Source organism: Pseudomonas sp. 15C, from assembly GCF_055484735.1.
The window spans coordinates 20,864-41,969 of sequence record NZ_JBUDGD010000049.1 but is presented as its reverse complement, the minus strand read 5'-3'; the positions used below and the strand labels follow the sequence as shown (position 1 = coordinate 41,969).

The 21,106-nt window shown below is 62.5% G+C and carries 17 protein-coding genes and 1 pseudogene; 6 read left to right on the top strand and 12 right to left on the bottom strand.

All coding sequences use genetic code 11. The annotated features are described in order from the left end of the window. Positions 1 to 778: 778 nt before the first annotated feature. The 4 genes from ACYYKW_RS20980 to ACYYKW_RS20965 all read right to left on the bottom strand — a co-directional run bounded on the left by ACYYKW_RS20980 (position 779) and on the right by ACYYKW_RS20965 (position 6,670). Positions 779 to 2,449, bottom strand: coding sequence for a ShlB/FhaC/HecB family hemolysin secretion/activation protein (locus tag ACYYKW_RS20980; RefSeq protein WP_464991041.1), 1,671 nt, complete (start codon positions 2,447 to 2,449; stop codon positions 779 to 781). 134 nt (positions 2,450 to 2,583) lie between these two features. Next, on the bottom strand, positions 2,584 to 4,158 hold the full coding sequence (locus tag ACYYKW_RS20975) for a collagen-like triple helix repeat-containing protein (protein WP_464991040.1): 1,575 nt from the start codon (positions 4,156 to 4,158) through the stop codon (positions 2,584 to 2,586). A gap of 302 nt (positions 4,159 to 4,460) precedes the next feature. Continuing rightward, positions 4,461 to 5,315: a MaoC family dehydratase gene (locus ACYYKW_RS20970; RefSeq protein WP_464991039.1), complete on the bottom strand. Its 855-nt coding sequence runs from the start codon at positions 5,313 to 5,315 to the stop codon at positions 4,461 to 4,463. 2 nt (positions 5,316 to 5,317) lie between these two features. Next, the gene (locus tag ACYYKW_RS20965; RefSeq protein WP_464991038.1) at positions 5,318 to 6,670 is read right to left on the bottom strand and encodes a 3-oxoacyl-ACP reductase; all 1,353 of its coding nucleotides are present in this window, start codon (positions 6,668 to 6,670) and stop codon (positions 5,318 to 5,320) included. A 231-nt stretch (positions 6,671 to 6,901) separates the two neighbouring features. Here ACYYKW_RS20965 and ACYYKW_RS20960 point away from each other — a divergent pair, with 231 nt between their 5' ends. Further along, complete coding sequence (locus ACYYKW_RS20960; protein WP_464991037.1) at positions 6,902 to 8,179, top strand: acetyl-CoA C-acetyltransferase; 1,278 nt, start codon at positions 6,902 to 6,904, stop codon at positions 8,177 to 8,179. A 233-nt stretch (positions 8,180 to 8,412) separates the two neighbouring features. On the opposite strand, the gene ACYYKW_RS20955 is transcribed toward ACYYKW_RS20960, so the two are convergent. Together ACYYKW_RS20955 and ACYYKW_RS20950 are read right to left on the bottom strand one after the other, a co-directional pair. Next, positions 8,413 to 9,141, bottom strand: coding sequence for a methyl-accepting chemotaxis protein (locus ACYYKW_RS20955; RefSeq protein WP_464991042.1), 729 nt, complete (start codon positions 9,139 to 9,141; stop codon positions 8,413 to 8,415). 129 nt (positions 9,142 to 9,270) lie between these two features. After that, positions 9,271 to 10,203 (bottom strand): annotated as a pseudogene (locus tag ACYYKW_RS20950) (cache domain-containing protein); the annotation flags it as partial. 603 nt (positions 10,204 to 10,806) lie between these two features. On the opposite strand from ACYYKW_RS20950, the gene ACYYKW_RS20945 reads away from it, so the two are divergent. Beyond that, entirely contained in the window at positions 10,807 to 11,703 is an 897-nt protein-coding gene (locus ACYYKW_RS20945) for a PA4780 family RIO1-like protein kinase (RefSeq protein ID WP_090281144.1), read from the top strand. A gap of 229 nt (positions 11,704 to 11,932) precedes the next feature. Next, complete coding sequence (locus tag ACYYKW_RS20940; RefSeq protein ID WP_464991036.1) at positions 11,933 to 13,141, top strand: MFS transporter; 1,209 nt, start codon at positions 11,933 to 11,935, stop codon at positions 13,139 to 13,141. Here the strand turns inward: ACYYKW_RS20940 and cueR are convergent. From cueR to ACYYKW_RS20925, 3 genes are all read right to left on the bottom strand, one after another. Next, complete coding sequence (gene cueR, locus ACYYKW_RS20935) at positions 13,095 to 13,508, bottom strand: Cu(I)-responsive transcriptional regulator (protein ID WP_090281149.1); 414 nt, start codon at positions 13,506 to 13,508, stop codon at positions 13,095 to 13,097. The two genes, ACYYKW_RS20940 and cueR, sit on opposite strands and share 47 nt — an antisense overlap. Next, a complete protein-coding gene (locus tag ACYYKW_RS20930; protein ID WP_464991035.1) occupies positions 13,505 to 15,898 on the bottom strand; it encodes a heavy metal translocating P-type ATPase in 2,394 nt (797 codons plus the stop codon). Before ACYYKW_RS20930 ends, cueR begins: the two co-directional genes overlap by 4 nt. Positions 15,899 to 16,095: 197 nt before the next feature. Next, entirely contained in the window at positions 16,096 to 16,479 is a 384-nt protein-coding gene (locus ACYYKW_RS20925) for a hypothetical protein (RefSeq protein WP_090281155.1), read from the bottom strand. A gap of 149 nt (positions 16,480 to 16,628) precedes the next feature. Between ACYYKW_RS20925 and ACYYKW_RS20920 the strand changes: the two genes are divergently transcribed. Together ACYYKW_RS20920 and ACYYKW_RS20915 are read left to right on the top strand one after the other, a co-directional pair. Next, positions 16,629 to 16,826, top strand: a complete 198-nt coding sequence (locus ACYYKW_RS20920) for a heavy-metal-associated domain-containing protein (protein WP_093105016.1) — start codon at positions 16,629 to 16,631, stop codon at positions 16,824 to 16,826. 88 nt (positions 16,827 to 16,914) lie between these two features. Further along, positions 16,915 to 18,117 carry a multidrug effflux MFS transporter gene (locus ACYYKW_RS20915; RefSeq protein ID WP_464991034.1) on the top strand — a complete coding sequence of 401 codons (1,203 nt, stop codon included), beginning with the start codon at positions 16,915 to 16,917 and terminating at the stop codon, positions 18,115 to 18,117. Between the two features lie 6 nt (positions 18,118 to 18,123). On the opposite strand, the gene ACYYKW_RS20910 is transcribed toward ACYYKW_RS20915, so the two are convergent. The 3 genes from ACYYKW_RS20910 to ACYYKW_RS20900 form a co-directional block, all read right to left on the bottom strand. Further along, positions 18,124 to 18,297, bottom strand: coding sequence for a hypothetical protein (locus ACYYKW_RS20910; RefSeq protein WP_172833298.1), 174 nt, complete (start codon positions 18,295 to 18,297; stop codon positions 18,124 to 18,126). Between the two features lie 160 nt (positions 18,298 to 18,457). After that, the gene (locus ACYYKW_RS20905; protein WP_464991033.1) at positions 18,458 to 19,471 is read right to left on the bottom strand and encodes a zinc-binding alcohol dehydrogenase family protein; all 1,014 of its coding nucleotides are present in this window, start codon (positions 19,469 to 19,471) and stop codon (positions 18,458 to 18,460) included. A gap of 31 nt (positions 19,472 to 19,502) precedes the next feature. Continuing rightward, positions 19,503 to 19,796 carry a putative quinol monooxygenase gene (locus tag ACYYKW_RS20900; RefSeq protein ID WP_464991032.1) on the bottom strand — a complete coding sequence of 98 codons (294 nt, stop codon included), beginning with the start codon at positions 19,794 to 19,796 and terminating at the stop codon, positions 19,503 to 19,505. Between the two features lie 120 nt (positions 19,797 to 19,916). Here ACYYKW_RS20900 and ACYYKW_RS20895 point away from each other — a divergent pair, with 120 nt between their 5' ends. Beyond that, positions 19,917 to 20,846, top strand: coding sequence for a LysR family transcriptional regulator (locus ACYYKW_RS20895; RefSeq protein WP_090281169.1), 930 nt, complete (start codon positions 19,917 to 19,919; stop codon positions 20,844 to 20,846). The last annotated feature ends 260 nt before the right edge of the window (positions 20,847 to 21,106 follow it).

Sequence of the window (21,106 nt, the reverse complement as noted above, 5' to 3'; positions counted from 1 at the left end):
TCGCTCCGGGATCGATCCGGGCGCAGCGGCTACGGTTTGCTTCGCTGCACCTCCTTCCGCTGTGTACGACTTCGTCGTACGGTCGCTGCGCTCCCACGCTCGGATCAATCCCTCCACTCAGCCTTCCGATGTCGCCGGTGACGCAAGATCAAAAGCAGGCGAGCTGACACTCGGCCTATTGAGTGGTGAGAAGCGACGCATGGCTTGGGATTTTCGGTGGATTCGCCCCTCACCCCAGCCCTCTCCCCCTGGAGAGGGAGCCGATTTGTGGGCTTTTCAAGTGATCTATTCAACTCGATATCTCAGGTCGGCGTAGCTCTCGCATCCACCTCGGTCAGTCCCCTCTCCCTCCGGGAGAGGGCTAGGGTGAGGGTCGGCTTTTGGCTGCCAGGCCCGATCTGCCGGACCACCGCATTATCGTTCATCGCCAGCAGGCTGGCTCCCACAAGTCATGCACCGATCTTGAAATCAGCGCAAAACCTGTGGGAGCTGGCTTGCCAGCGATGGCGCCCTCACAGCCAACGAATATTATGCAGAACTCACCCCATTCAAACTGTGGGAGCCAGCCTGCTGGCGATTGGCGGCCTCACTGCCGACCAATCTGTAACTGAAAGCACACAGTCCAAATGTAGGAGTGAGCCTGCTCGCGATGGCGATCTTACGGCCTCCTAATCTCTACCGGTTGAACACAACCCTGTGCGAGCGAGCCTGCTCGCGAATGCGTCAGGTCAGCCAAAATAATCTGTGTCTCAGACCATCATCGCGAACATCCTCCCTCCTACAACTGATAACTGAAACTGACGCTATACCGCGGTTTGCGATTCAACGTGTCCAGCGCTTCATCGGACATGGCCTTGGCCACTTCGAGCGATATGTTGTAGTACCTGGCGTCGCCAAACCGCAGCCCGATGGCTGTCGAGGAGAGGTTGTTGGCCTGTACCGGCAGTTGGTTGAACCAGCTGCGTGAGCGGTCGAGGACGACGTACGGTTGCAGGATGCGCAGCCAGTTGCCGTCGCGGTTGAAGCTGTAGTTGACTTCGTATGCCACGCCCCAGCCCTTGTCGCCGGAGGCTTGGTCGTCGGGATAGCCGCGGCCGAAGTTTTGTCCGCCGAACACCGCGCGTTCGCTGTCGGGCAGGGTGTCGTCGCTCCAGTACAGCGCGGCCGAGAGGACGCCTTGCCAGTTGTCGAGCAATTTATCGCTCTGCACCCCGGACAGGCGTACGCGGAAGAAGTCCAGGTCGATGTCGTCGTAATTGGTGTGTGCGCCGAGGCTGTCGAAGCCTTGATAGACACCGGCGCTGAGGATGCGCAGTTGGCGGGCGTCGGCCTTGCGCCAGTCGCCTTCGAAGGCGAGGGCGCGGACGTCGGTGCGCAATTCGGTGCTGAACGGGAAGTTGATGCCGTCGTAGCGGGTCTTGTCGTCGACCGCGTAGAGGCGTGAGCCGGCGGTCAGCAGTTCGTTGGCGGAGGCGATCAAGGGTGTGCTGAAGCCGATCGAGTAGCGGTCGTTTTCGCGGTGGGTGCTGAGCCGTCCGCCGCCGTTGACCAGCACTTCGGTATCGGGATCGGCGCGGTAGCGTGAGGCCGAGACGTTCAGTTGGGTGCCTTCGCTGTCGAGGAACTGGCTGTAATCGAGTCGGTAGTAATGCTCTTTGTCATCGCCCGGTGGAAACAGGCCGCTGAGGCTCAGTTGCTCGCCCAGCGACGTCTGCGAATTGCTGCTGACGCCGAGCAGGGCCTGGGGGCCGTTGCGGTTGTCTTCGGTGGTGCTCAGGGTGCTGGTGAATGGTTTGCGGCTGGCCTGGGCGATCAGCGTGGTGGCGCCATCGGTGGTGCCCGGCGGCGGCACCTGGGCCTGGATTGTTACGCCGGGGATACGCGTCATCAGCGTGGTGTAGCGCTCGAAGGTCTTGCGGGTCAGCGGCCGTTCGGCCTGGATCTTTGCCGCCAGTTTATCGAGCAGACCTTTGACCCGGCCGACATCGCCCTGCATCTGGATATCGCGCACGTAGCCCTCCACCAGCACTACCCGGGCGACGCCGTCGTCGAAGTTCTGTTGCGGCAAAAACGCGTAGGACAGCAGATAGCCGTCCTGTTGATAGCGGCGAGTGATGTTGCGCGTGGCTTCGATCAGATCGGCGAGGCTGGTCTGTCGGCCGATCAGCGGTTTGTAGACTTCGGCCAGTTCGTTGAGCGGATAGATCGTGCCGCCTTCGATCTGCACGGTCTTCAGATCAACTTTGGTTTCCATCAGCAGCGGCTGCGCGGCAGTCGCGCCCGGATCCGGCACTTGCAGCGGCGTGGCACTCGGGCGATAGGCGTCGGCCGGCAGGTTCGGCTGGGGCAGGTTGCGGATGGTTTCGTTGCTGTTGAGAAAGCTGGGCAGGGTGTCGGCGAAGGCGGTGGAAGTGAGACTGAGCAGCAGCAGGGATGCCATTACGCGCATAGGACACTCCATGGTCAGATCGCAGCACTGGGCGGATTTTTCCTGAGAAAAAAGGCGGAAGACTCGTGGGAATCTTCCGCCCTCAACCAAGCGTAGGCGCTGTAGGTAAGGCCGTCGAATCGGCCAGGTGCAATTTAGCGTTGAGTGCCGCTCAAAGCGCCGGTCAGGCCACCGAGTACCCCGCCCAGACCGCCAGATGTGCCGCCAGTGGCAGTGCCGCTGTTGACCAGACCACCGACTGCCGCCACAGTGCCGCCGACGTTAGTGACCAGACCTCCAACCGCTGTAGTGACCGGGTTGTTGGTCGCGGCAATGGTGTTGCCGAGGCTGCTGACCGCGCCGCCGACCTGACCAGTGAGGCCGGCAACGGGTGAGCCAAGGCCAGTGGCGGCGCCGACTTGCTGGGTGACGCTGGTGACGGCGCTGGTGACCGGATTCAGGCCTGCGCCGACAGCAGCGCCAACCGTAGCCAGTGGTGATGTAGTCGCGGTGATCGGAGTCCCGGAGCCACCCAGTACTGTGTTGAGCGAAGCGATGGTGTTGCCCAGCCCGCCAGCGGTCACACCACCGGCACTGACCACGCCATTGGTGTTGCCCGCGTTGAGGCCTGCGCCGACGTTGACCACCGCGCCACCGACAGTTTGCAGCAGGCCGGTGCCGCCGAGGCCGCCACCCAAACCACCGCCAGTGCCGGAACCGGTGCCGTTGGACACCAGACCACCGGCTTTGCCGACCGCCGTGCCAGTGTTGCTCAGCGCACCGCCAAGGGTATTGGTCAGCGCATTGCCGTTACCGGCGCCGGTGACTTTACCGCCAAGACTGTTTACCGCGCCGCCCACTTGCGCCACGGCGCCTTTGAGCGGATCGCCGAGGCCGGTGGCATCGCCGAGTTTATCGGTGGTGCTCTCGACCATGGCGATCACCGGGACCAGGCCGCTGCCGACTTTATTGGTCAGTTGGCTTGTCGGGCCGTTGCTCAGGGTGGTGTTGAGGGTGTCGCCGAGCATGGTGACCTTCACGCCGACCCCGTCGAGTACCGGTGCCACTTTGGTCACCACGCCGCCGACTACCGGCACGCTGCTGGTGGCGCTCGCCAGTTTGCCGCTCAAGTCCGAGACACCGTCGCCGACATCCGACACCACACCGCCGACCGAGGCCACGGTCGTGGTCAGGCCTTTCGGGTCGGTGGCCAGTTTGCCGATGCCGTTACTGACGCCATCACCCAGGGTGCTGACCACATTGCCCGTCGTGTTGGCCACACTTTGTACGATGCCGCCAGCCACTGGAACATTGCTCAGGGAATCGCCGATCTTGCCGACGCCATCGCCGACACCGCTGACGGTTTTGCCGACATCCTGCACCAGCGTCGTGGTCACGAGCGCTGGTGTGGTCGGGTTAGTCGGATTGGTGGGATCCGTCGGGTTCGCAGGGTTTGTCGGATCGGTGCCGCCGCCGGTTCCGCCAGTGCCGCCACCCGTCCCACCAGTGCCGCCGCCAGTGCCGCCAGTGCCTGCGGTATCACCCCCGCCTGCGGCGCCGCCAGCGCCGCCGGACCCATCGGTGCCCGCCGTGCCGTCTGCGGTCGAACTGCCCGAACTGCCCGAACTGCTGCGATGGCCGCCACCACCGCTGCTGCAGCCGGCGATGCCGAGGGAGAGGATCAATGCCAGAGCGATTGCCGATTTGGACCACATCACTTGAGTTTTCATGATCGAGATTCCTGCACCTGTCACAACGTTACGTTGCTTTCGATGGCCCGCCGATCTGTTGTCGGCGATGCCTCGTCCATGGCTCTAATCTCAGTCGATCAGTCATTTCGCACCATTCTCAAGTTGGTATTAACGCCTTGATACGAAGGGCGCGGCGCTCTGCCTAAGGACTAATACTCAGGTCATAACAACGCAAAAAAAAGCCTTGAAAATCAAGGCTCGATATTTTTCGGAAGCGGGCAGTGGTATGTAAAAAACTTAAGTTATATACATACAATTGACGGTTTTTTGCGCTCGATTCTTCAGGCAATCGGCTGCCACTGGCCGACCATGTGCTCCAGATCTCCGGCGCCGACCAGTCGCAACTCGCCGCTGGAACCCGGCGCACTCGCCAGCAACTTCACTTCGCTGGGCAGGCGCACCGGTTTGCGAAAATGCACGGCGATCTCCAGATTGGCTTTGGGCAGGTGCTCGGAGAGTGCCGCCAGCGTGCGTGCCTTGTTCCATAAACCGTGGGCGATGGCGGTGGGGAAACCGAACAGTTTTGCGCTGGCGGCGCTCAGGTGGATCGGGTTGTAGTCGCCGGACACTTTCGCGTATTGCCGGCCGATATCCGCCGGCGCGTGCCAGCGCGCCACCTCCAACAGCGCTTGCGCGGGTTGCCAGGTTTGTTCAGCGGGCTCGCCGTCGAGTTTCACCCCGCGACAGAGCATCTGGCTCTGCGCCTCCCACAGCGGCCCGAGCTGATCATCCAGTGTGGTCAACAGATCGAACGTCACGCCTTTGGCATGCGCTTGCAGGTTGTGCACACGCACGCTGACCTGCGCCCGGCTGATTGCGCCCAACGGTCGCAGCACGCGAATGCGATTGCTCAGATGAACCAGCCCCAGCAGTGGAAACGGGAATTCCTTGTCAGTGAGCAACTGCATCTGCAAGGCGAAGGCAAGAATGTGCGGATACGTCGGTGGCAGCAGGCCGTCGTCGGTGAAGCCGCTGACCTTGCGATACGCCGCCAGACGTTTGCCATCGATGTCGACCCAGCAGCGCAAACCTCGGTCGGGCAATTGCGTGCCAGTGATCTTGCGCCGCGTTGCCGCCCTGGCGTACAGCACGGGCAGGTTCGGTTCGCGGTCCAGCGTGTGCCATTCGATGCTCATGCCTAGGCCCCCAGAACGCTTTGACCGCAGACCCGCAGCGCCTGCCCGGTGAACGCGCCACTACCGGGTTGTGCCAGCCACGCCACTGCTTCGGCGACATCCTGCGGCAAGCCGCCCTGGCCCAGCGAACTCATGCGGCGCCCGGCCTCGCGCAGGCCGAAGGGAATGTGTGCAGTCATTTGCGTTTCTATGAAACCCGGCGCGACGGCGTTGATACTGATGCCGCGTGGCAGCAGAGTCGGCGCCCAGGCCTGGGCCAGGCCGATCAACCCGGCCTTGCTCGTGGCGTAGTTGGTTTGCCCGCGGTTGCCGGCGATGCCGCTGATCGAGGCGAGCAGAACCACCCGCGCGTTGTCACGCAGGGTGCCGCTGTCGAGCAGGGCCTTGGTCAGCACTTGCGGGGCATTGAGATTGACCGCGAGCACCGCGTCCCAGAATTCCGGGGTCATGTTGGCCAGGGTCTTGTCGCGGGTGATTCCGGCGTTGTGCACCAGAATGTCGAGGCCGTCCGGGAGCTGTTCGATCAGTTGCGCGGCGGCGTCTTCTGCGCAGATATCCAGGGTGATGCTGCGCCCGCCGAGGCGGGCGGCGAGGGCTTCCAGATCGGCTTTGGCCGGCGGCACGTCGAGCAGAATCACTTCGGCACCATCGCGAGCGAGGGTTTCGGCAATCGATGCGCCGATGCCGCGCGCCGCGCCGGTGACCAGCGCTTTACGTCCAGCCAGTGGTCGCGTCCAGTCGCTGACCGGCGTTGCGCAGGGGCTGAGACGAATCACCTGACCCGAGATGAACGCGCTCTTGGGCGAGAGAAAAAACCGCAGCGGGCCTTCCAGCTGATCTTCGGCGCCTTCGCCGACATAGATCAGTTGCAGCGTGCCGCCGCTGCGCAGCTCCTTGGCCAGCGAACGGGAAAAACCTTCCAGCGCACGCTGTGCACTCGCCGCGAACGGATCGCTGAGGGTCTCCGGCGCGCGACCAAGAATGACCAGATGTGCGCTGTGTTCGAGGTTCTTCAGCAACGGCTGGAAAAACTCGCGCAATTGCTTGAGCTGGTCGGTGTGCTGCAACGCGCTGGCATCGAATACAACCGCCTTGAGTTTCGGCCCATGCCCCGGAATCCATTCGCTGGCGCTCGCCGGTTGCTCGCCGTAGCGGTAGACGCCATCGGTCAAGCGATTGGCAAAGGCACTGATGCGTTCGGTCAGTGGCCCGCCACCGATCAGCAGCGCCCCCTCGACCGGACGCAGGCGTCCGGCCTGCCAGCGTTCCAGCCGCACCGGCGACGGCAGGCCCAACGCCCCGACCAGACGATGGCCGAGGGACGAGTTGGCGAAGTCGATATAGCGGTCAGACATGGAACGCTCTCCAGAAGTTGGGGTTCAAAGTGTGGACTGCCGAGGGCAATCAATCGTTCGATCAGCGCAATAAGGCCTACGCTGCAAAGCAGAGTAGACCACCTACCCTGTGGGAGCTGGCTTGCCAGCGATGGCGTAGTGTCAGCCACCGAGGATATTGGATGTGCCGGCCCCATCGCTGGCAAGCCAGCTCCCACAGGGCTCCACGTGAATTTTGAAAAGGAGTTATTCATGACCCAGCTGCGCCGCGTCGCGATCATCGGCGGTAACCGTATCCCCTTCGCCCGGTCCAACGGACCGTACGCCACGGCCAGCAATCAGGCGATGCTCACCGCCGCCCTCGAAGGCCTGATCGAACGCTATAACCTGCATGGCCAGCGCCTCGGCGAGGTGGTCACGGGCGCGGTGCTGAAATTGTCACGGGATATGAACCTGACCCGCGAATGCGTGCTCGGCTCGCGCCTGTCACCGGCCACCCCGGCCTACGACATCCAGCAAGCCTGCGGCACCGGTCTGGAAGCGGCGATACTGGTGGCAAACAAGATCGCTCTCGGCCAGATCGACTGCGGCATCGCTGGCGGCGTGGATACCACGTCGGATGCGCCGATCGGCGTCAGCGAAGGCTTGCGCAGAATTCTCCTGCAAGCCAATCGCGCCAAGAGCACTGGCGACAAGCTGAAGTCCTTTCTGCAGTTGCGGCCTCAGCATCTGATTCCGGATTTTCCGCGCAACGGCGAGCCACGCACTGGTCTGTCGATGGGGCAGCACTGTGAGTTGATGGCGCAGACCTGGCAGATCCCACGTGAAGAACAGGATCAACTGGCCCTCGAAAGTCATCACAAGCTCGCCGCGTCCTACAGCGAAGGCTGGCACAACGACCTGATGACACCGTTCCTCGGCCTGACTCGCGACAACAACCTGCGCCCGGATCTGACCGTGGAAAAACTCGCGAGCCTGAAACCGGCCTTCGAGAAAAGCGCGAAAGGCACGCTGACCGCCGGCAACTCCACACCGCTGACCGATGGCGCCTCGGTGGTGCTGCTCGGCAGTGAAGAATGGGCCAGCGAACGGGGTCTGCCGATCCTCGCCTACCTGCGCGACGGCGAAGCGGCGGCGGTGGATTTCGTCAACGGCGCCGAAGGTTTGCTGATGGCCCCGGTGTACGCGGTGCCGCGTTTGCTGGCGCGCAATGGCCTGACCCTGCAGGATTTCGATTACTACGAAATTCATGAAGCGTTCGCGGCGCAAGTGCTGTGCACGCTCAAGGCCTGGGAAGACCCCGACTACTGCAAAACCCGCCTTGGCCTCGACGCGCCGCTGGGCTCGATCGACCGCAGCCGGCTGAATGTGAAAGGCAGCTCACTGGCGGCGGGGCATCCGTTTGCAGCAACGGGTGGGCGGATTGTGGCGAACCTGGCGAAGTTGCTGGATGCGGCGGGGAAGGGGCGCGGGTTGATTTCGATTTGTGCGGCGGGTGGGCAGGGCGTGACTGCCATTGTTGAACGCTGAGAGAGCTTTCCCTCACCCTAACCCTCTCCCGGGGGGAGAGGGGACTGATTGGGGGATGCTCAAGAGGTGCGCCGACCTGAGAGACTCGTGTTGAATCCAGAATCGAACCGATTTGGAGAATTCCATATTCGAATCGGTATTTCAGGTCGATGGACAACGCCAGACCCCGCGGTCGGCCCCCTCTCCCTTTGGGAGAGGGCTGGGGTGAGGGGGCTTTTAGGACCGCCACAAACTTAGGTCCGAAACCGTCTGACCAACCCATCCAACTCATTCGACAACCCCGCCAGACTCTGCGAATCCAGCCGTGCCGAATTAGCCAATTCCGCCACCAACTGCGCGTCCCCATGAATCTGGCTGATGTGCCGATTGATGTCCTCAGCCACTTGGTGCTGCTCTTCCGCCGCCGTGGCGATCTGCGTGTTCATGTCGCGGATCACGTCGACCGATTCGCGGATCTGCCCGAAGCTTTCCCGCGCCTCGCCAATGCGCGTCACCGATTGCTGCGAAACCTGCAGGCTGGCGTGCATCTGCTGCGTGACTTGACTGGTGCGCTTGGCCAGGTTGCCGAGCAAACCATCAATTTCCGCCGTCGAATCCGCGGTGCGTTTGGCCAGCGCGCGAACCTCGTCGGCGACCACGGCAAACCCGCGACCCTGTTCACCGGCACGCGCGGCCTCGATGGCGGCGTTGAGTGCGAGCAGGTTGGTCTGTTCCGCGATCGAGCGGATGGTGCCGAGGATCGACTGGATATCGGTGCTGTCGCGCTCCAGTTGCTGCATCGACTGCGCTGACTGCTCGAGTTCCTGGCTCAACTGATCGACGCTGTGCACCGCTGCATCGATCTGCTGCTGGCCCTGCCGTGCCTGACGCTGGCCGCTGTCGGCAGAATCCGCAGCCTGACTGCACGAGCGTGCGACTTCGTTGGCGGTGGCGACCATTTCATGGAAGGCCGTCGACACCATATCGACCGCCTCGCGCTGACGCCCGGCCGCTTCGGCCATGTCACTGGACACCTGAGTCGAGCTCTGCGAGGTGGCGAGAATTTTCCCCGCCGCGCCGCCGATGTGCTGGATCAGGCTGCGGATCGCCGTCAGGAACTGGTTGAACCAGTTGGCCAGTTGCGCGGTTTCATCGTTGCCCCGGATATCAAGGTTTTTGGTCAGGTCGCCTTCACCCTGGGCGATGCCTTCCAGGCCACTGGCGACGCTGCGGATCGGCCGTACGATGAGGCTGGCGAAACTGGCACCGACCACGGCGAAAAGCACGGCGAGCACGGCGGCGATGATCGCGATCAACCAGGTCAGTTGCGTGGCGGAACTCATCACATCGCTCTGCTTGATCAGGCCGACAAAGGTCCAGCCCAGTTGCTCCGATGGCCAGACGTTGGCCATGTAGCGCTCGCCATTGAGCTCGACTTCCACCAACCCTTTGCCGGCCTTGGCGAGTTGCGCATAACCCTCGCCGAGGCTGTCGAGCGGCTTGAAGTTGTGTTCTGGCTGTTTCGGGTCGACCAGTACCGTGCCGCTGTTTTCCAGCAGCATCAGGTAACCGCTGTCGCCCAGTTTGATCTGCTTGACGATCTCGGTGAGCTGCTTGAGCGTCACGTCGATGCTGACCACGCCGCCGTTGCTGCCGAGTTTGTTGTCGATGGTGCGCACGGTGCTGACGTAGGTGGCATCGTCCTGCGCCCAGTAATAAGCCGCGGTGCGAAACGGTTTGCCCGGTTTGGCCTGGGCGGCCTTGTACCACGGGCGCTGGCGCGGGTCGTAGTTGTTCAGCTTGGGATCGTCCGGCCACGACACGTAACCGCCGGCAGCGGTGCCGACAATTGCATAGGCGTAGGCGGGGTGGGCGTTGCCCAGGTCCTGCAGAAACGCAAAGACCTTTTTGTCCATCTCGCCCTGCGGGATGGTTTCGGCGTTGGCGCTCATGTAGGTCTTGAGGCTGTCGTCGGTGTTCTTGATCAGCGGTTGCGACGCCAGGTAATCGACGTTCTGGCTGATGCCGTCAAAAAACAACTGCATGGCGTTGCTGACCTGACGGATCTCGCGGCCGCTGCTGTCGACAAAACTGTCCCGGGCATCGCTGCGCAGGTTCATCACCACGAGGGTAGCGACCAGCACCACCGGCAAGCAGGCGATGATTGCAAACGCCCACGTCAACTTCTGTTTGATGTTCATCCGCGCTCCAGATTTTCTTGTAGGCCCACGCAGTGCAGATGACTTGTGGTTTTTTGGCAGCCGAAAACGTTGTGGATCACCCGTTTCCCTGGGCGCGGCATCGCAGGTTGTTGTGGAACGATTGTCGAACAGATCCCTCTGTCATTCAGGGCTTCGGCTGCGCAAACGGGAAATTGAGGCGGCGCGGAAAAAATCCGCCGAAGGGTCGCCGGGCGCTCATGTCAGATTCTGTCGCAAATGCCCTTGCAGACGGAGGCCAACATATTCGCCGGGCTCGGCTATGATTCGCATCGGTCGATGCGCGAGCGCAGAGTTGGCCCTGTAATCCGGCACAGTGTGTGCATTCTCGACGTTCACAGGTTGGCACCCCCTCCCCGTGATGCGAGGATTGCCGTATAACGAGTGACATTCGCGTGTTTGGTAATAAAGGACCCACAATAAAAGCTGATGAAGACTCCAAAACGCATTGAACCCCTGATCGAGGACGGTCTGGTCGACGAAGTGCTGCGCCCACTGATGAGTGGCAAAGAGGCAGCTGTTTATGTGGTGCGCTGCGGCAATCAGTTACGTTGCGCCAAGGTCTACAAGGAGGCGAACAAACGCAGTTTCCGCCAGGCGGCCGAGTATCAGGAAGGTCGCAAGGTGCGCAACAGCCGACAGGCTCGCGCGATGGCCAAGGGCTCCAAGTTCGGCCGCAAAGAGACCGAAGACGCCTGGCAGAACGCCGAAGTGGCGGCGCTGTTCCGTCTGGCCGGTGCCGGCGTACGCGTGCCCAAACCCTATGACTTCCTCGACGGCGTGCTGTTGATGGAGCTGGTGGCCGACGAGTTCGGCGACGCTGCGCCGCGTCTGAACGACGTGGTGCTGGAGCCGGATCAGGCGCGCGAATATCACGCGTTCCTGATTTCGCAGATCGTGCTGATGTTGTGTACCGGTCTGGTGCACGGTGACCTCTCGGAGTTCAACGTGCTGCTGACCCCGACCGGCCCGGTGATCATCGACTTGCCGCAAGCGGTCGACGCCGCCGGCAACAACCACGCATTCAGCATGCTCGAGCGCGATGTCGGCAACATGGCTTCGTACTTCGGTCGCTTTGCCCCGGAGCTGAAGAAGACCAAGTACGCCAAGGAAATGTGGGCGTTGTACGAAGCCGGCACCTTGCACCCCAACAGCGTGCTGACCGGTGAGTTCGACGATCCGGAAGACCTGGCCGATGTGGGCGGCGTGTTGCGCGAGATCGAAGCGGCGCGCCTCGACGAGGAACGCAAGCAGGCCATTCGCGCGGCCGACGACGAGCCTAAAGGCAAGTCCGAGGAACCGCCTCCACCGCCGTGGATGCAGTGAACGCGTGAACACAAACCCGGCTTCGGCCGGGTTTTTTGTGCTTGCTCCGTTGCCAATGCACCACGAATCCCGTGTAGGAGTGAGCCTGCTCGCGATATCGTCAGCACAGTCAGCATCTCCATCGGCTGAACCGCCGCAATCGCGAGCAGGCTCACTCCTACAGGGGTTGTGGTGTTGTTGGAAGTTGTATGGGACTCTCACCGGCTCCAACCACACTCAAGGACTGAATGTGCCCACCCCCCGCAATCTCCAGCTGATCGTCAGCGCGCGGCTGATCTCCGATTTCGGCGCTTTCCTCAACATGGTCGCGTTGGCCACTTACGTCTACCTGCTGAGCAACAGCGCCATGAGCGTCGGCATCTTCCTCGCCATCCGCGTCGGCGGCGGGATTTTTGCCAGCCTGATTGGCACCGCGTTCTACCGCCGCTGCAGCGGCCGTGTGCCGTTGATCGCTTTTGATTTACTGCGCGCTGGCGCATTGGCGTTGCTGCTGATTGTGCCGGTCGGCCAACAAGCGCTGCTGCTGCCGCTGATCGCCTTCGTGCTCGGTTTGGGCAACTCGATGTTCGCGATTGGCGTGAACAGCCAGCTCCCGTGCTTGATCGAGCCGGCGCAATTGCTCAAGGCCAATGCCTGGATCACTTCAGCCTCGTCGGCAGCAATGGTCGGCGGCAGTCTGGTGTCGGGATTGCTGGTGGCGGGGTTTGGTTTTGCAACGGTGTTCGCCCTGAATGCGCTGACCTATGTACTGGCCGCGCTGTTGATTGTGCCGCTGCGTTTTGCCGCCACGACCGTCAACGATGTACCCGAACGCGGCGAATGGACCGCCCTCAAAAAAGGTCTGCGCGGTGCCCCGGTGGTCGCGGCGATGCTCGCCGTGACCATGGCCGATACCCTCGGCAGCGCCGCACACAACGTCGGCTTCCCGATCATTTCGAAACTGCTCACGCCCGAGTCGGCAAGCACGACGCTGGGCCTGGCACTGGCGGTATGGGCCTGCGGCAAGCTGCTCGGTGCGCGTATCGCCAGTCGCTTCAAGGCTACGGGCAACAGCGATTTGCAGCGTCGATATTTCCTCGGCGTGGCCGTGATGTCCTGTGGGTTCATCCTGATGTTCCAGCAGCACAGCCTGTATGGCTTGCTGTTGTTTGCCCTGCCGGCCGGCCTCGGTGACGGGATTTCCGAAGTCAGCCTGATGTCGCGCCTGCAACGCGAGCCCGAGTCACTGCGCCTGCCGATCTTCAGCGTCCTCACTCTGCTGCAAATGACCGGTTTCGGCATCGGCATGCTCGTCGCCGCACCGTTCTATCAATGGTGGACGCCGGGAGCCGTGGTTTCGCTGTTCCACGGCATTCCCCTCGGCACGCTGCTTGTGCTGAAAGTGCTGGCGCTCAGGCGCGCGCGGGTTGCGCGCAGCAGCCCGACGCCAGTTCCTTGAGAATCGGGCAGTCGGGGCGCTGGTCGCCGCTGCAGTGTTCGACCAGATCCTGCAGGGTGTCGCGCAACTCGCCCAGCTCGCGGATCTTCTGATTCAGCTCGTCGATGTGTTGGCGCGCCAGGGCCTTCACATCGGCGCTGGCGCGCTGGCGGTCCTGCCACAGGGTCAGCAGCTTGCCGACTTCTTCGAGCGAAAAACCCAGGTCCCGCGAGCGCTTGATGAACGCCAGGGTGTGCAAGTCATCGCTACCGTAGACGCGGTAACCGGCGTCGGTACGATGGGCCGCTTTGAGCAAACCGATCGACTCGTAATAGCGGATCATTTTTGCGCTGAGGCCACTCTGCCGGGCCGCTTGGCCGATGTTCATCGCTGTTCCTCCAATTCATCGGGTTTCCAGGTTTTCAACAGTAGCGCATTGCTCACCACGCTGACGCTCGACAAGGCCATGGCCGCGCCGGCCAGCACCGGATTGAGGAAGCCGAACGCCGCCAGCGGAATGCCGATCAAGTTGTAGACAAAGGCCCAGAACAGGTTCTGGCGGATCTTCGCGTAGGTCTTGCGGCTGATCTCCAGCGCCGCCGGCACTAGTCGCGGGTCGCCGCGCATCAGGGTGATGCCGGCGGCGTGCATGGCGACATCGGTGCCGCCGCCCATGGCGATACCGATGTCGGCGGCGGCCAGGGCCGGCGCATCGTTGATGCCGTCGCCGACCATCGCCACCACGCCGGCCCTCTTCAGTTCGGTGACGGTAGCTGCCTTGTCTGCCGGCAACACTTCGGCGTGGACATTGGCGATGCCCAGCGCCTCAGCGACCACCCGCGCACTGCCGCGGTTGTCGCCGGTCAGCAGATGGCTGTGAATATGGCGCGCGGCAAGTTGCTGTACGGCTTGCAGCGCGCCGGGTTTCAGCGTGTCACCGAAAGCGAACAGTCCGAGCACGCGCGGCTGCGGGCTCTGCTCGATCAGCCACGACAGGGTCCGGCCCTCGGTTTCCCAGGCCGTGGCGCTGTCGTTCAGTGGCGCGGCGCTCAATCCGCTTTCTTCGAGCAACCGTCGATTGCCCAAGGCCAGGCGGCGACCGTCCAGTGTGCCGGCGATGCCGCGCCCGGTCAGGGACTGGCTGTCGCTGACATTTGGCACATCCAGGTCGCGTTCAGCGGCGGCATCCAGCACCGCTTTGGCCAGTGGATGTTCGCTGCCGCGTTGCAGCGCCCCGGCCAGTTTCAGCAGGGTGTCTTCGTCGCCATCGATTGCACTCATATGGGCAATACGCGGCGTGCCTGACGTCAGCGTGCCGGTCTTGTCGAACACCACGGTGGTGACGGCATGGGCGCGCTCCAGTGCTTCGGCGTCCTTGATCAGAATGCCGTAGCGCGCCGCCACGCCGGTGCCGGCCATGATCGCGGTCGGCGTGGCGAGGCCGAGGGCGCAAGGGCAGGCGATGACCAACACCGCGACGGCATTGATCAGCGCGGTTTCCATCGGCGCGCCGTAGAGCCACCAGCCGATCAGCGTCGCCAGAGCAATCAGCAGCACCGTCGGCACGAAAATCTGGCTGACTTTATCCACCAGCTTCTGGATCGGCGCTTTCGCCGCTTGCGCGTCTTCGACCAGACGGATGATCCGTGCCAGTACGCTTTCCGCACCCAGCGCTTGAGTGCGCACCAGCAAGCGCCCCTCACCGTTGATCGCGCCACCGGTGACCGGGTCGCCGGGTTGTTTCGGCACCGGCAGGCTTTCGCCGCTGATCAGCGCTTCGTCGGCATGGCTCTGACCTTCGATGACTTCGCCGTCGACCGGAAAGCGTTCGCCGGGTTTGACCAGCACCACGTCATTCAGGCGCAGGGCGCTGATGGCGACGTCCTGCTCGCGGCCGTCGATCACCTGAATCGCGCGTTCCGGGCGCAACGCTTCAAGGGCACGGATGGCGCTGGCAGTCTGGCGTTTGGCGCGGCTTTCCAGGTATTTGCCGAGCAGCACCAGGGCGATGACCACCGCCGAGGCTTCGAAATACAGATGCGGCATGCGTCCGGCGGCGGTAGCCCATTCATAGAGGCTCAAGCCATAACCGGCGCTGGTGCCCAGGGCCACCAGCAAGTCCATGTTGCCGGCGCCGGCGCGCACGGCTTTCCACGCGGCGACATAAAAGCGCGCGCCGAAAATGAATTGCACCGGCGTGGCGAGGGCGAATTGCGCCCAGGCCGGCAACATCCAGTGCAGGCCGAACGGTTGCAGCAACATCGGCGCGACCAGCGGCAGGGCCAGAGCGATCGCGCAAATCAGCGCCCAGCGCTCGTGCTTGAAGCGCTGTTGCTGGTTATCGGTTTTCGCCGCTTCGGCTTGCCAGACGCTGGCGGCGTAACCGGCCTTGCTCACCGCGTCGAGCAGGCTTTGCTGATCGATTTGGCCGAGCAGTTCCAGGTGAGCACGTTCGTTGGCGAGGTTGACGCTGACGCTTTTCACCCCGGCGACTTTGTTCAACGCGCGCTCGACGCGGCCGACGCAGGACGCGCAGGTCATGCCGTCGATACTCAATTCGAGGGTTTGCTGGGGGACGCTGTAACCGGCGCGCTCAACGGCTTCGAGCAACGCCGGCAAGCTGTCGCCCGGCGCCTGCACGCGGGCCTGTTCAGTGGCGAGGTTGACGCTGACGTCGCGGGCGCCGCTGACTTTGCTCAAGGCGCGCTCGACACGTCCGGCGCAACTGGCGCAGGTCATGCCGGCAATCGGCAGATCAAACGTGGTGGAATCGGACATCGGTCGTACTCCCTGCAGTAGAGGCCTGCAAGGATCAACCTTGCCATGCGGGCAAGGTCAAGCACCAATGTTCGAATCGCCGCAGAGCAAAAAAAGTGGGAGCCAGCCTGCTGGCGATGGCGGTGTGTCATTCAGCAATGAAGTCCGCAGACACACCCTCATCGCCAGCAGGCTGGCTCCCACAGTTTCAGGTTGGCTCAGTAGCCGAGATCGGCGCGCTTGAGGTACATGCCTTCCTGATTCATCGCTATCCGGTACTTCTGTATATCGCCCGCTTGCAGCTTGATTTCCTGCGAGCCGGGTGCGAGCAAACCCGGATTGCAACCAGGTACTTGTCCCGGCAACAGCTTCAAGCGCAACGAAACCTTGCCCGGCGGCAGGTTGAACGAAGTGCTCTGCTCCTGAAACAGCCGCGCCGACAGCTGATCCTGGATGTACACGCCAATTTCGCACGAGGTCGCCACTTCCAGGCGCTCGCGGGAAATGATCAGTACCGCGTAATCTTCCCCGACAGCCTGCACAGGCGCGGCGGCGGCGAAAAGACCGAGAAAGCCAAACAGGCTGAAAGCTGACCAGCGCATGGCTGCATCTCCTGCAATTTAAGTCATTGATGTACGCAGCTTGGCCGAGCGCGGCGCCGATTGCCAGCCCGGCAGTTTTTGCCAGAACTTGACCTTGCCATCGTGGCAAGCTCGAAACTGCCGGCAACCTCACTCAAAGGAGACATCGCATGCAAGTGTTCAACGTTCAAAACATGTCTTGCGGCCATTGCGTCAAAGCCATCACCAACGCCGTGCAGGCCAGGGATCCGGCGGCCAGCGTGCGCGTCGACCTGGCCGCTAAAGAAGTCGGCGTCGAAAGCCAGCTGGATGCCGCGCAGATCATCGAAGCGATCAGCGAAGAAGGTTATCCGGTGAAGCTCGTCTGAATTTTTTTCGTTAGCGAGCTATCGGAATGTTCAAGGCGTCCGGGCGCAGCTAGACTGTCGGGCTGCGACCCGCCCACCTGGATGCCTGATGAACTTTCGTACCATTTTGATACTTGGCGCCTTGAGCGCTTTCGGTCCATTGGCGATCGACTTTTATTTACCCGCATTTCCGGCCATGGCGCTGGCGTTCGGCACCGATGAGCAGCATGTACAGCTGACGCTGGCGGCGTACTTCCTCGGCCTGTCGCTGGGCCAACTGGCGTACGGGCCGATTTCCGATCGGTTCGGCCGGCGGATTCCATTGCTCAGCGGCGTCGGCCTGTTCACTTTGGCGTCATTGGGCTGTGCCTATGCGCCGAGTCTGGAATGGCTGATCGGCGCGCGTTTCGTCCAGGCGCTCGGCGGATGCGCGGGCATGGTGATTTCCCGTGCGGTGGTCGCCGACAAGTGCGATGCGGTGGGCTCGGCGAAGGTTTTCTCGCAACTGATGCTGGTGATGGGCCTGGCACCGATTCTGGCGCCGATGCTCGGCGGTCTGCTGGTCAATATCAGCGGTTGGCAGTCGATCTTTCTGGTGCTGACCGGTTTCAGCGCCCTCGCGGCTCTGGCCGTGGCGCTTGGCCTGCCGGAAAGCATGCCAGCACACGTGCCACGCCAGCCACTGTCGGGCGCATTGCGCCAATACACGCGACTGGTCAAGGACAGGGTTTATCTGGGCCACGCACTCACCGGCGGTATCGCCATCGCCGGGATGTTCGCCTACATCGCCGGTTCACCCTTTGTGTTCATCAAGTTGTACGGCGTGCCTGCCGAGCATTTCGGCTGGCTGTTCGGCACCAACGCGGCGGGTTTCATTCTGGTGGCGCAGGTCAATGCGCGGCTGTTGGCCAAGCGCGGCCCGGCGTTTCTGCTGGTGCGTGCGGTGTGGGTGTACTTTCTCGCAGGGCTTACCTTGCTGGCGGTCGGCGCGATGCGGCCGGAAGCCTTGTGGCCGTTGCTGATTCCGTTGTTCATCTGCATCGCCAGCCTCGGTTGCATCATCCCCAACGCATCTGCCTGTGCGATGAACGGCCAAGGGGCGCGGGCCGGCAGCGCGTCGGCAATGCTCGGTTGTCTGCAATTCAGCATCGCCGCCGGTGCGGCCGCGCTGGTGGGTGTGCTGCACGATGGCAGCGCGGTGCCGATGGCCATGGTCATCAGCCTGTGCGGGTTGCTGGTAGTCAGCGTCGCTTTGCTCACCCGCCGCCTGCAGAATGCCCGGGCATTGGCGCAAGCCCAGGCCGAGGCGTAAACAGTCTCAGCCGGCAGCGCGCTGCTGGCTGTATTCGGGAATGCGATGGGGCGCGCACAGTCGCGCTTCGAGGGTGCGAGTGAAAGCCAGTGCTTCGGCTTCACTGCGAAAGGTCACGACATGCTGGTCAAGGCGAACCTGCCATTGAGACTTTGCCACTTCTTTTATCAGGATCTTCATTGCTGACCTCCCTTGCGTAAAAGATGTATCGCAGAGGCTTCGATTGTAGACCTGAATACGATCGCAATTGTGACAACGCCTGGGCATCGGACTGACGGCAAAAAACCTCGCAGCCCTGCCAGCCGCTCTAGCGCTGGCACAGGCTGCGAGTTCCGGTTTCTCAGAAACCTTCTAAAACAATTTTTCCCTTGGCCTTGCCGCTTTCCAGCAGTTCATGGGCGCGACGAAGGTTGGCTGCATTGATGGTGCCGAAGTGTTCGCCGACAGTGGTTTTCAAAGTGCCGGCATCGATCAGTTGCGCGACGCGGTTGAGCAGATTGTGCTGCTCGATCATGTCCGGCGTCTCGAACAGCGAGCGGGTGTACATGAACTCCCAGTGCAGAGAAAGGCTCTTGCGCTTGAGTTTGCTCACGTCCAGCGACTTCGGATCGTCGATCAGCGCCAGTTTGCCCTGCGGCGCCAACGCCTCGACCAGTTGCTCCAGATGCTGGTCGGTCTGGGTCAGGCTGGCGACGTGGGTCACGCTGTCGAGGCCGGCGCGCTTGAGTTCTTCGCTCAACGGCTGACTGTGATCGATCACAACATCGGCGCCCAACGCCTTGACCCAGTCGCGGGTCTGTTCGCGGGACGCGGTGCCGATGACCTTCAGGCCGGTCAGTTGCTTCGCCAACTGCGTGAGGATCGAACCGACCCCGCCGGCCGCGCCGACGATCAGCAGGCTCTGGCCTTCGTCGGTGTTGCCTTCGCTGATTTGCAGACGCTCGAAGAGCAATTCCCAGGCAGTGATCGCGGTCAGCGGCAGCGCGGCGGCTTCGGCAAAACCGAGGGTTTTCGGCATGTGACCGACGATGCGCTCATCGACGACATGCAACTCGCTGTTGCCGCCGGCACGGGCGATGGAGCCGGCGTAGAAGACTTTGTCGCCGGCCTTGAACAGCGTCACGTCGCTGCCCACTGCCTTGACCACACCGGCGACGTCCCAGCCCAGCACTTTCGCAGCGCCGTTTTCCGGTGCTACGTTCTGCCGCACTTTGGTGTCGACCGGGTTGACCGAAATGGCTTTGACTTCCACCAGCAGGTCGCGCGGGCCGGCGACCGGTTCCGGCAGTTCGGTGTCCTGCAGGGCGTTGGTGTCGCTGATCGGCAGGGATGCGTAATAGACGATGGCTTTCATGAAAGGCTCCGTACGTTAATGGAAGAAGAAATCAGGCAATCGCGCCGAGGCGCTTGAGCTGGAAGTGTTCGATGGTGTCGCCGGCACTGCGCTGAAACTGCTGGAAGTGCGCACTGGCGTTGTGCGCCTGTAGCATCTCTTCACTGGCCCACTGCTCGATCACGTAAAAAACCTGAGGGTCGGCGAGGTCGCGGTGCAGGTCGTACTGGCCGCAACCGGCCTCGGCGCGGCTCGGTGCAACCAGCGTGCGCAGGGCTTGTTCGAGGGCGTCCTGCTGGCCGGGTTTGGCGGTCAGGGTGGCGATGGCCGTGAAGGGCTGGGACATGTTGGGCTCCATTTGCGCGGCGAGAAAATCGATGGAGAGATGATTCGCTATTTCTGTTGGCGATAAAACCGGCTAAAACAGCAGTCTCTTTCAATTTTATTTTGATAATCGAGGCTGAGGATGCTGCGTTTCGATGACCTGCAGTTGTTTGTTCGCGCGGCTGATCTGGGCAGCCTGTCCGCAGCGGCGCGGGTGATGGACATGTCTGCCGCGGTGGCAAGTGCGGCGTTGAAGCGCATCGAGCAGCAATTGGGTGCGCGTTTGCTCGCGCGCTCGACCCGCAGTCTGCGCCTGACCGCCGAGGGCGAGGGATTTCTTGAATACGCACGCGCGGCGCTGAGCAATCTCGATGAAGGTCGGCGCCTGCTTGCCAGTGGCCAGGATCAGGTCAGCGGGATTTTGCAGCTGTCCGCGCCGTCGGATTTCGGCCGCAACCTGCTGCTGCCTTGGCTCGACGAGTTCCAGCGCGAGCACCCGCGGTTGACCGTGCGCTTGCTGCTCGGCGACCGCATCGCGGATCTGTTCCGCCAGCCCGTGGACATCGCCTTGCGGTACGGCGAGCCGGAGGATTCCAGCCTGGTCGCGCTGCCCATTGCTGCGCACAACCGGCGTGTGCTTTGTGCATCCCCCGCATACCTCGCCCGGCATGGCGAGCCGCGCCAGCTCGAACAACTGGCTCAGCACAACTGCCTGCTGTACATGCTCGGCAGCCGCGTCCATGACCATTGGAGTTTCCATGACGGCAAGCGCGAAGTCGGCCTGACGGTCAGCGGCGACCGTTTCAGTGACGACGCCGACGTCGTACGCTTATGGGCACTGGCGGGTGCCGGGATCGCCTATAAATCCTGGCTCGACGTTGGCACCGATGTACTCGCCGGGCGCCTCAAGGTGCTGCTGCCGGAACTGCTCTGTGAGCGCGCACCGCTGAATCTGTTGTGCGCTCATCGCGCACAATTGAGTAAGCCGGTGAACCTTCTGCGCGACATGCTCGCCAGTCGTTGCGCTGAATTGAGTAGTCAATTTCGCGTTTTTTCAAAAGTTGATCATTAGTCGCAGGTAAATAGAGAAATTTCTCTCAGCAACAATCACCAACTGTGCAGGCCCGAGCGCAGGACGCGGCGCCTAACCCGCTTATACTAGCGCCCGCCTCATGCCAGCACCGCCACCCCGGCCCGGAGACCTTCGCACCCCGTCGCCCGTACTGGCGTGACGGTCGCGCATCTGCTGCGGGTGCTGTGCCGGGGCAGGCTGCGTCAGTGGCTTGCCTCGCCCCGGTTCATGGCGATTTTCGCGTCTTGGCCGACGACTGA

Bases quoted from the DNA above. Each gene is read 5' to 3' on its own strand.
- ACYYKW_RS20920 (WP_093105016.1), top strand. From the start codon at position 16,629: ATGCAAGTGTTCAACGTTCAAAACATGTCTTGCGGCCATTGCGTCAAA.
- ACYYKW_RS20895 (WP_090281169.1), top strand. From the start codon at position 19,917: ATGCTGCGTTTCGATGACCTGCAGTTGTTTGTTCGCGCGGCTGATCTG.
- ACYYKW_RS20965 (WP_464991038.1), bottom strand. From the start codon at position 6,670: ATGTCTGACCGCTATATCGACTTCGCCAACTCGTCCCTCGGCCATCGT.
- cueR (WP_090281149.1), bottom strand. From the start codon at position 13,508: ATGAACATCGGCCAAGCGGCCCGGCAGAGTGGCCTCAGCGCAAAAATG.
- ACYYKW_RS20955 (WP_464991042.1), bottom strand. From the start codon at position 9,141: ATGGTGTCGACGGCCTTCCATGAAATGGTCGCCACCGCCAACGAAGTC.
- ACYYKW_RS20915 (WP_464991034.1), top strand. From the start codon at position 16,915: ATGAACTTTCGTACCATTTTGATACTTGGCGCCTTGAGCGCTTTCGGT.
- ACYYKW_RS20980 (WP_464991041.1), bottom strand. From the start codon at position 2,449: ATGCGCGTAATGGCATCCCTGCTGCTGCTCAGTCTCACTTCCACCGCC.
- ACYYKW_RS20910 (WP_172833298.1), bottom strand. From the start codon at position 18,297: ATGAAGATCCTGATAAAAGAAGTGGCAAAGTCTCAATGGCAGGTTCGC.
- ACYYKW_RS20905 (WP_464991033.1), bottom strand. From the start codon at position 19,471: ATGAAAGCCATCGTCTATTACGCATCCCTGCCGATCAGCGACACCAAC.
- ACYYKW_RS20970 (WP_464991039.1), bottom strand. From the start codon at position 5,315: ATGAGCATCGAATGGCACACGCTGGACCGCGAACCGAACCTGCCCGTG.
- ACYYKW_RS20900 (WP_464991032.1), bottom strand. From the start codon at position 19,796: ATGTCCCAGCCCTTCACGGCCATCGCCACCCTGACCGCCAAACCCGGC.
- ACYYKW_RS20925 (WP_090281155.1), bottom strand. From the start codon at position 16,479: ATGCGCTGGTCAGCTTTCAGCCTGTTTGGCTTTCTCGGTCTTTTCGCC.
- ACYYKW_RS20975 (WP_464991040.1), bottom strand. From the start codon at position 4,158: ATGAAAACTCAAGTGATGTGGTCCAAATCGGCAATCGCTCTGGCATTG.
- ACYYKW_RS20960 (WP_464991037.1), top strand. From the start codon at position 6,902: ATGACCCAGCTGCGCCGCGTCGCGATCATCGGCGGTAACCGTATCCCC.
- ACYYKW_RS20945 (WP_090281144.1), top strand. From the start codon at position 10,807: ATGAAGACTCCAAAACGCATTGAACCCCTGATCGAGGACGGTCTGGTC.
- ACYYKW_RS20930 (WP_464991035.1), bottom strand. From the start codon at position 15,898: ATGTCCGATTCCACCACGTTTGATCTGCCGATTGCCGGCATGACCTGC.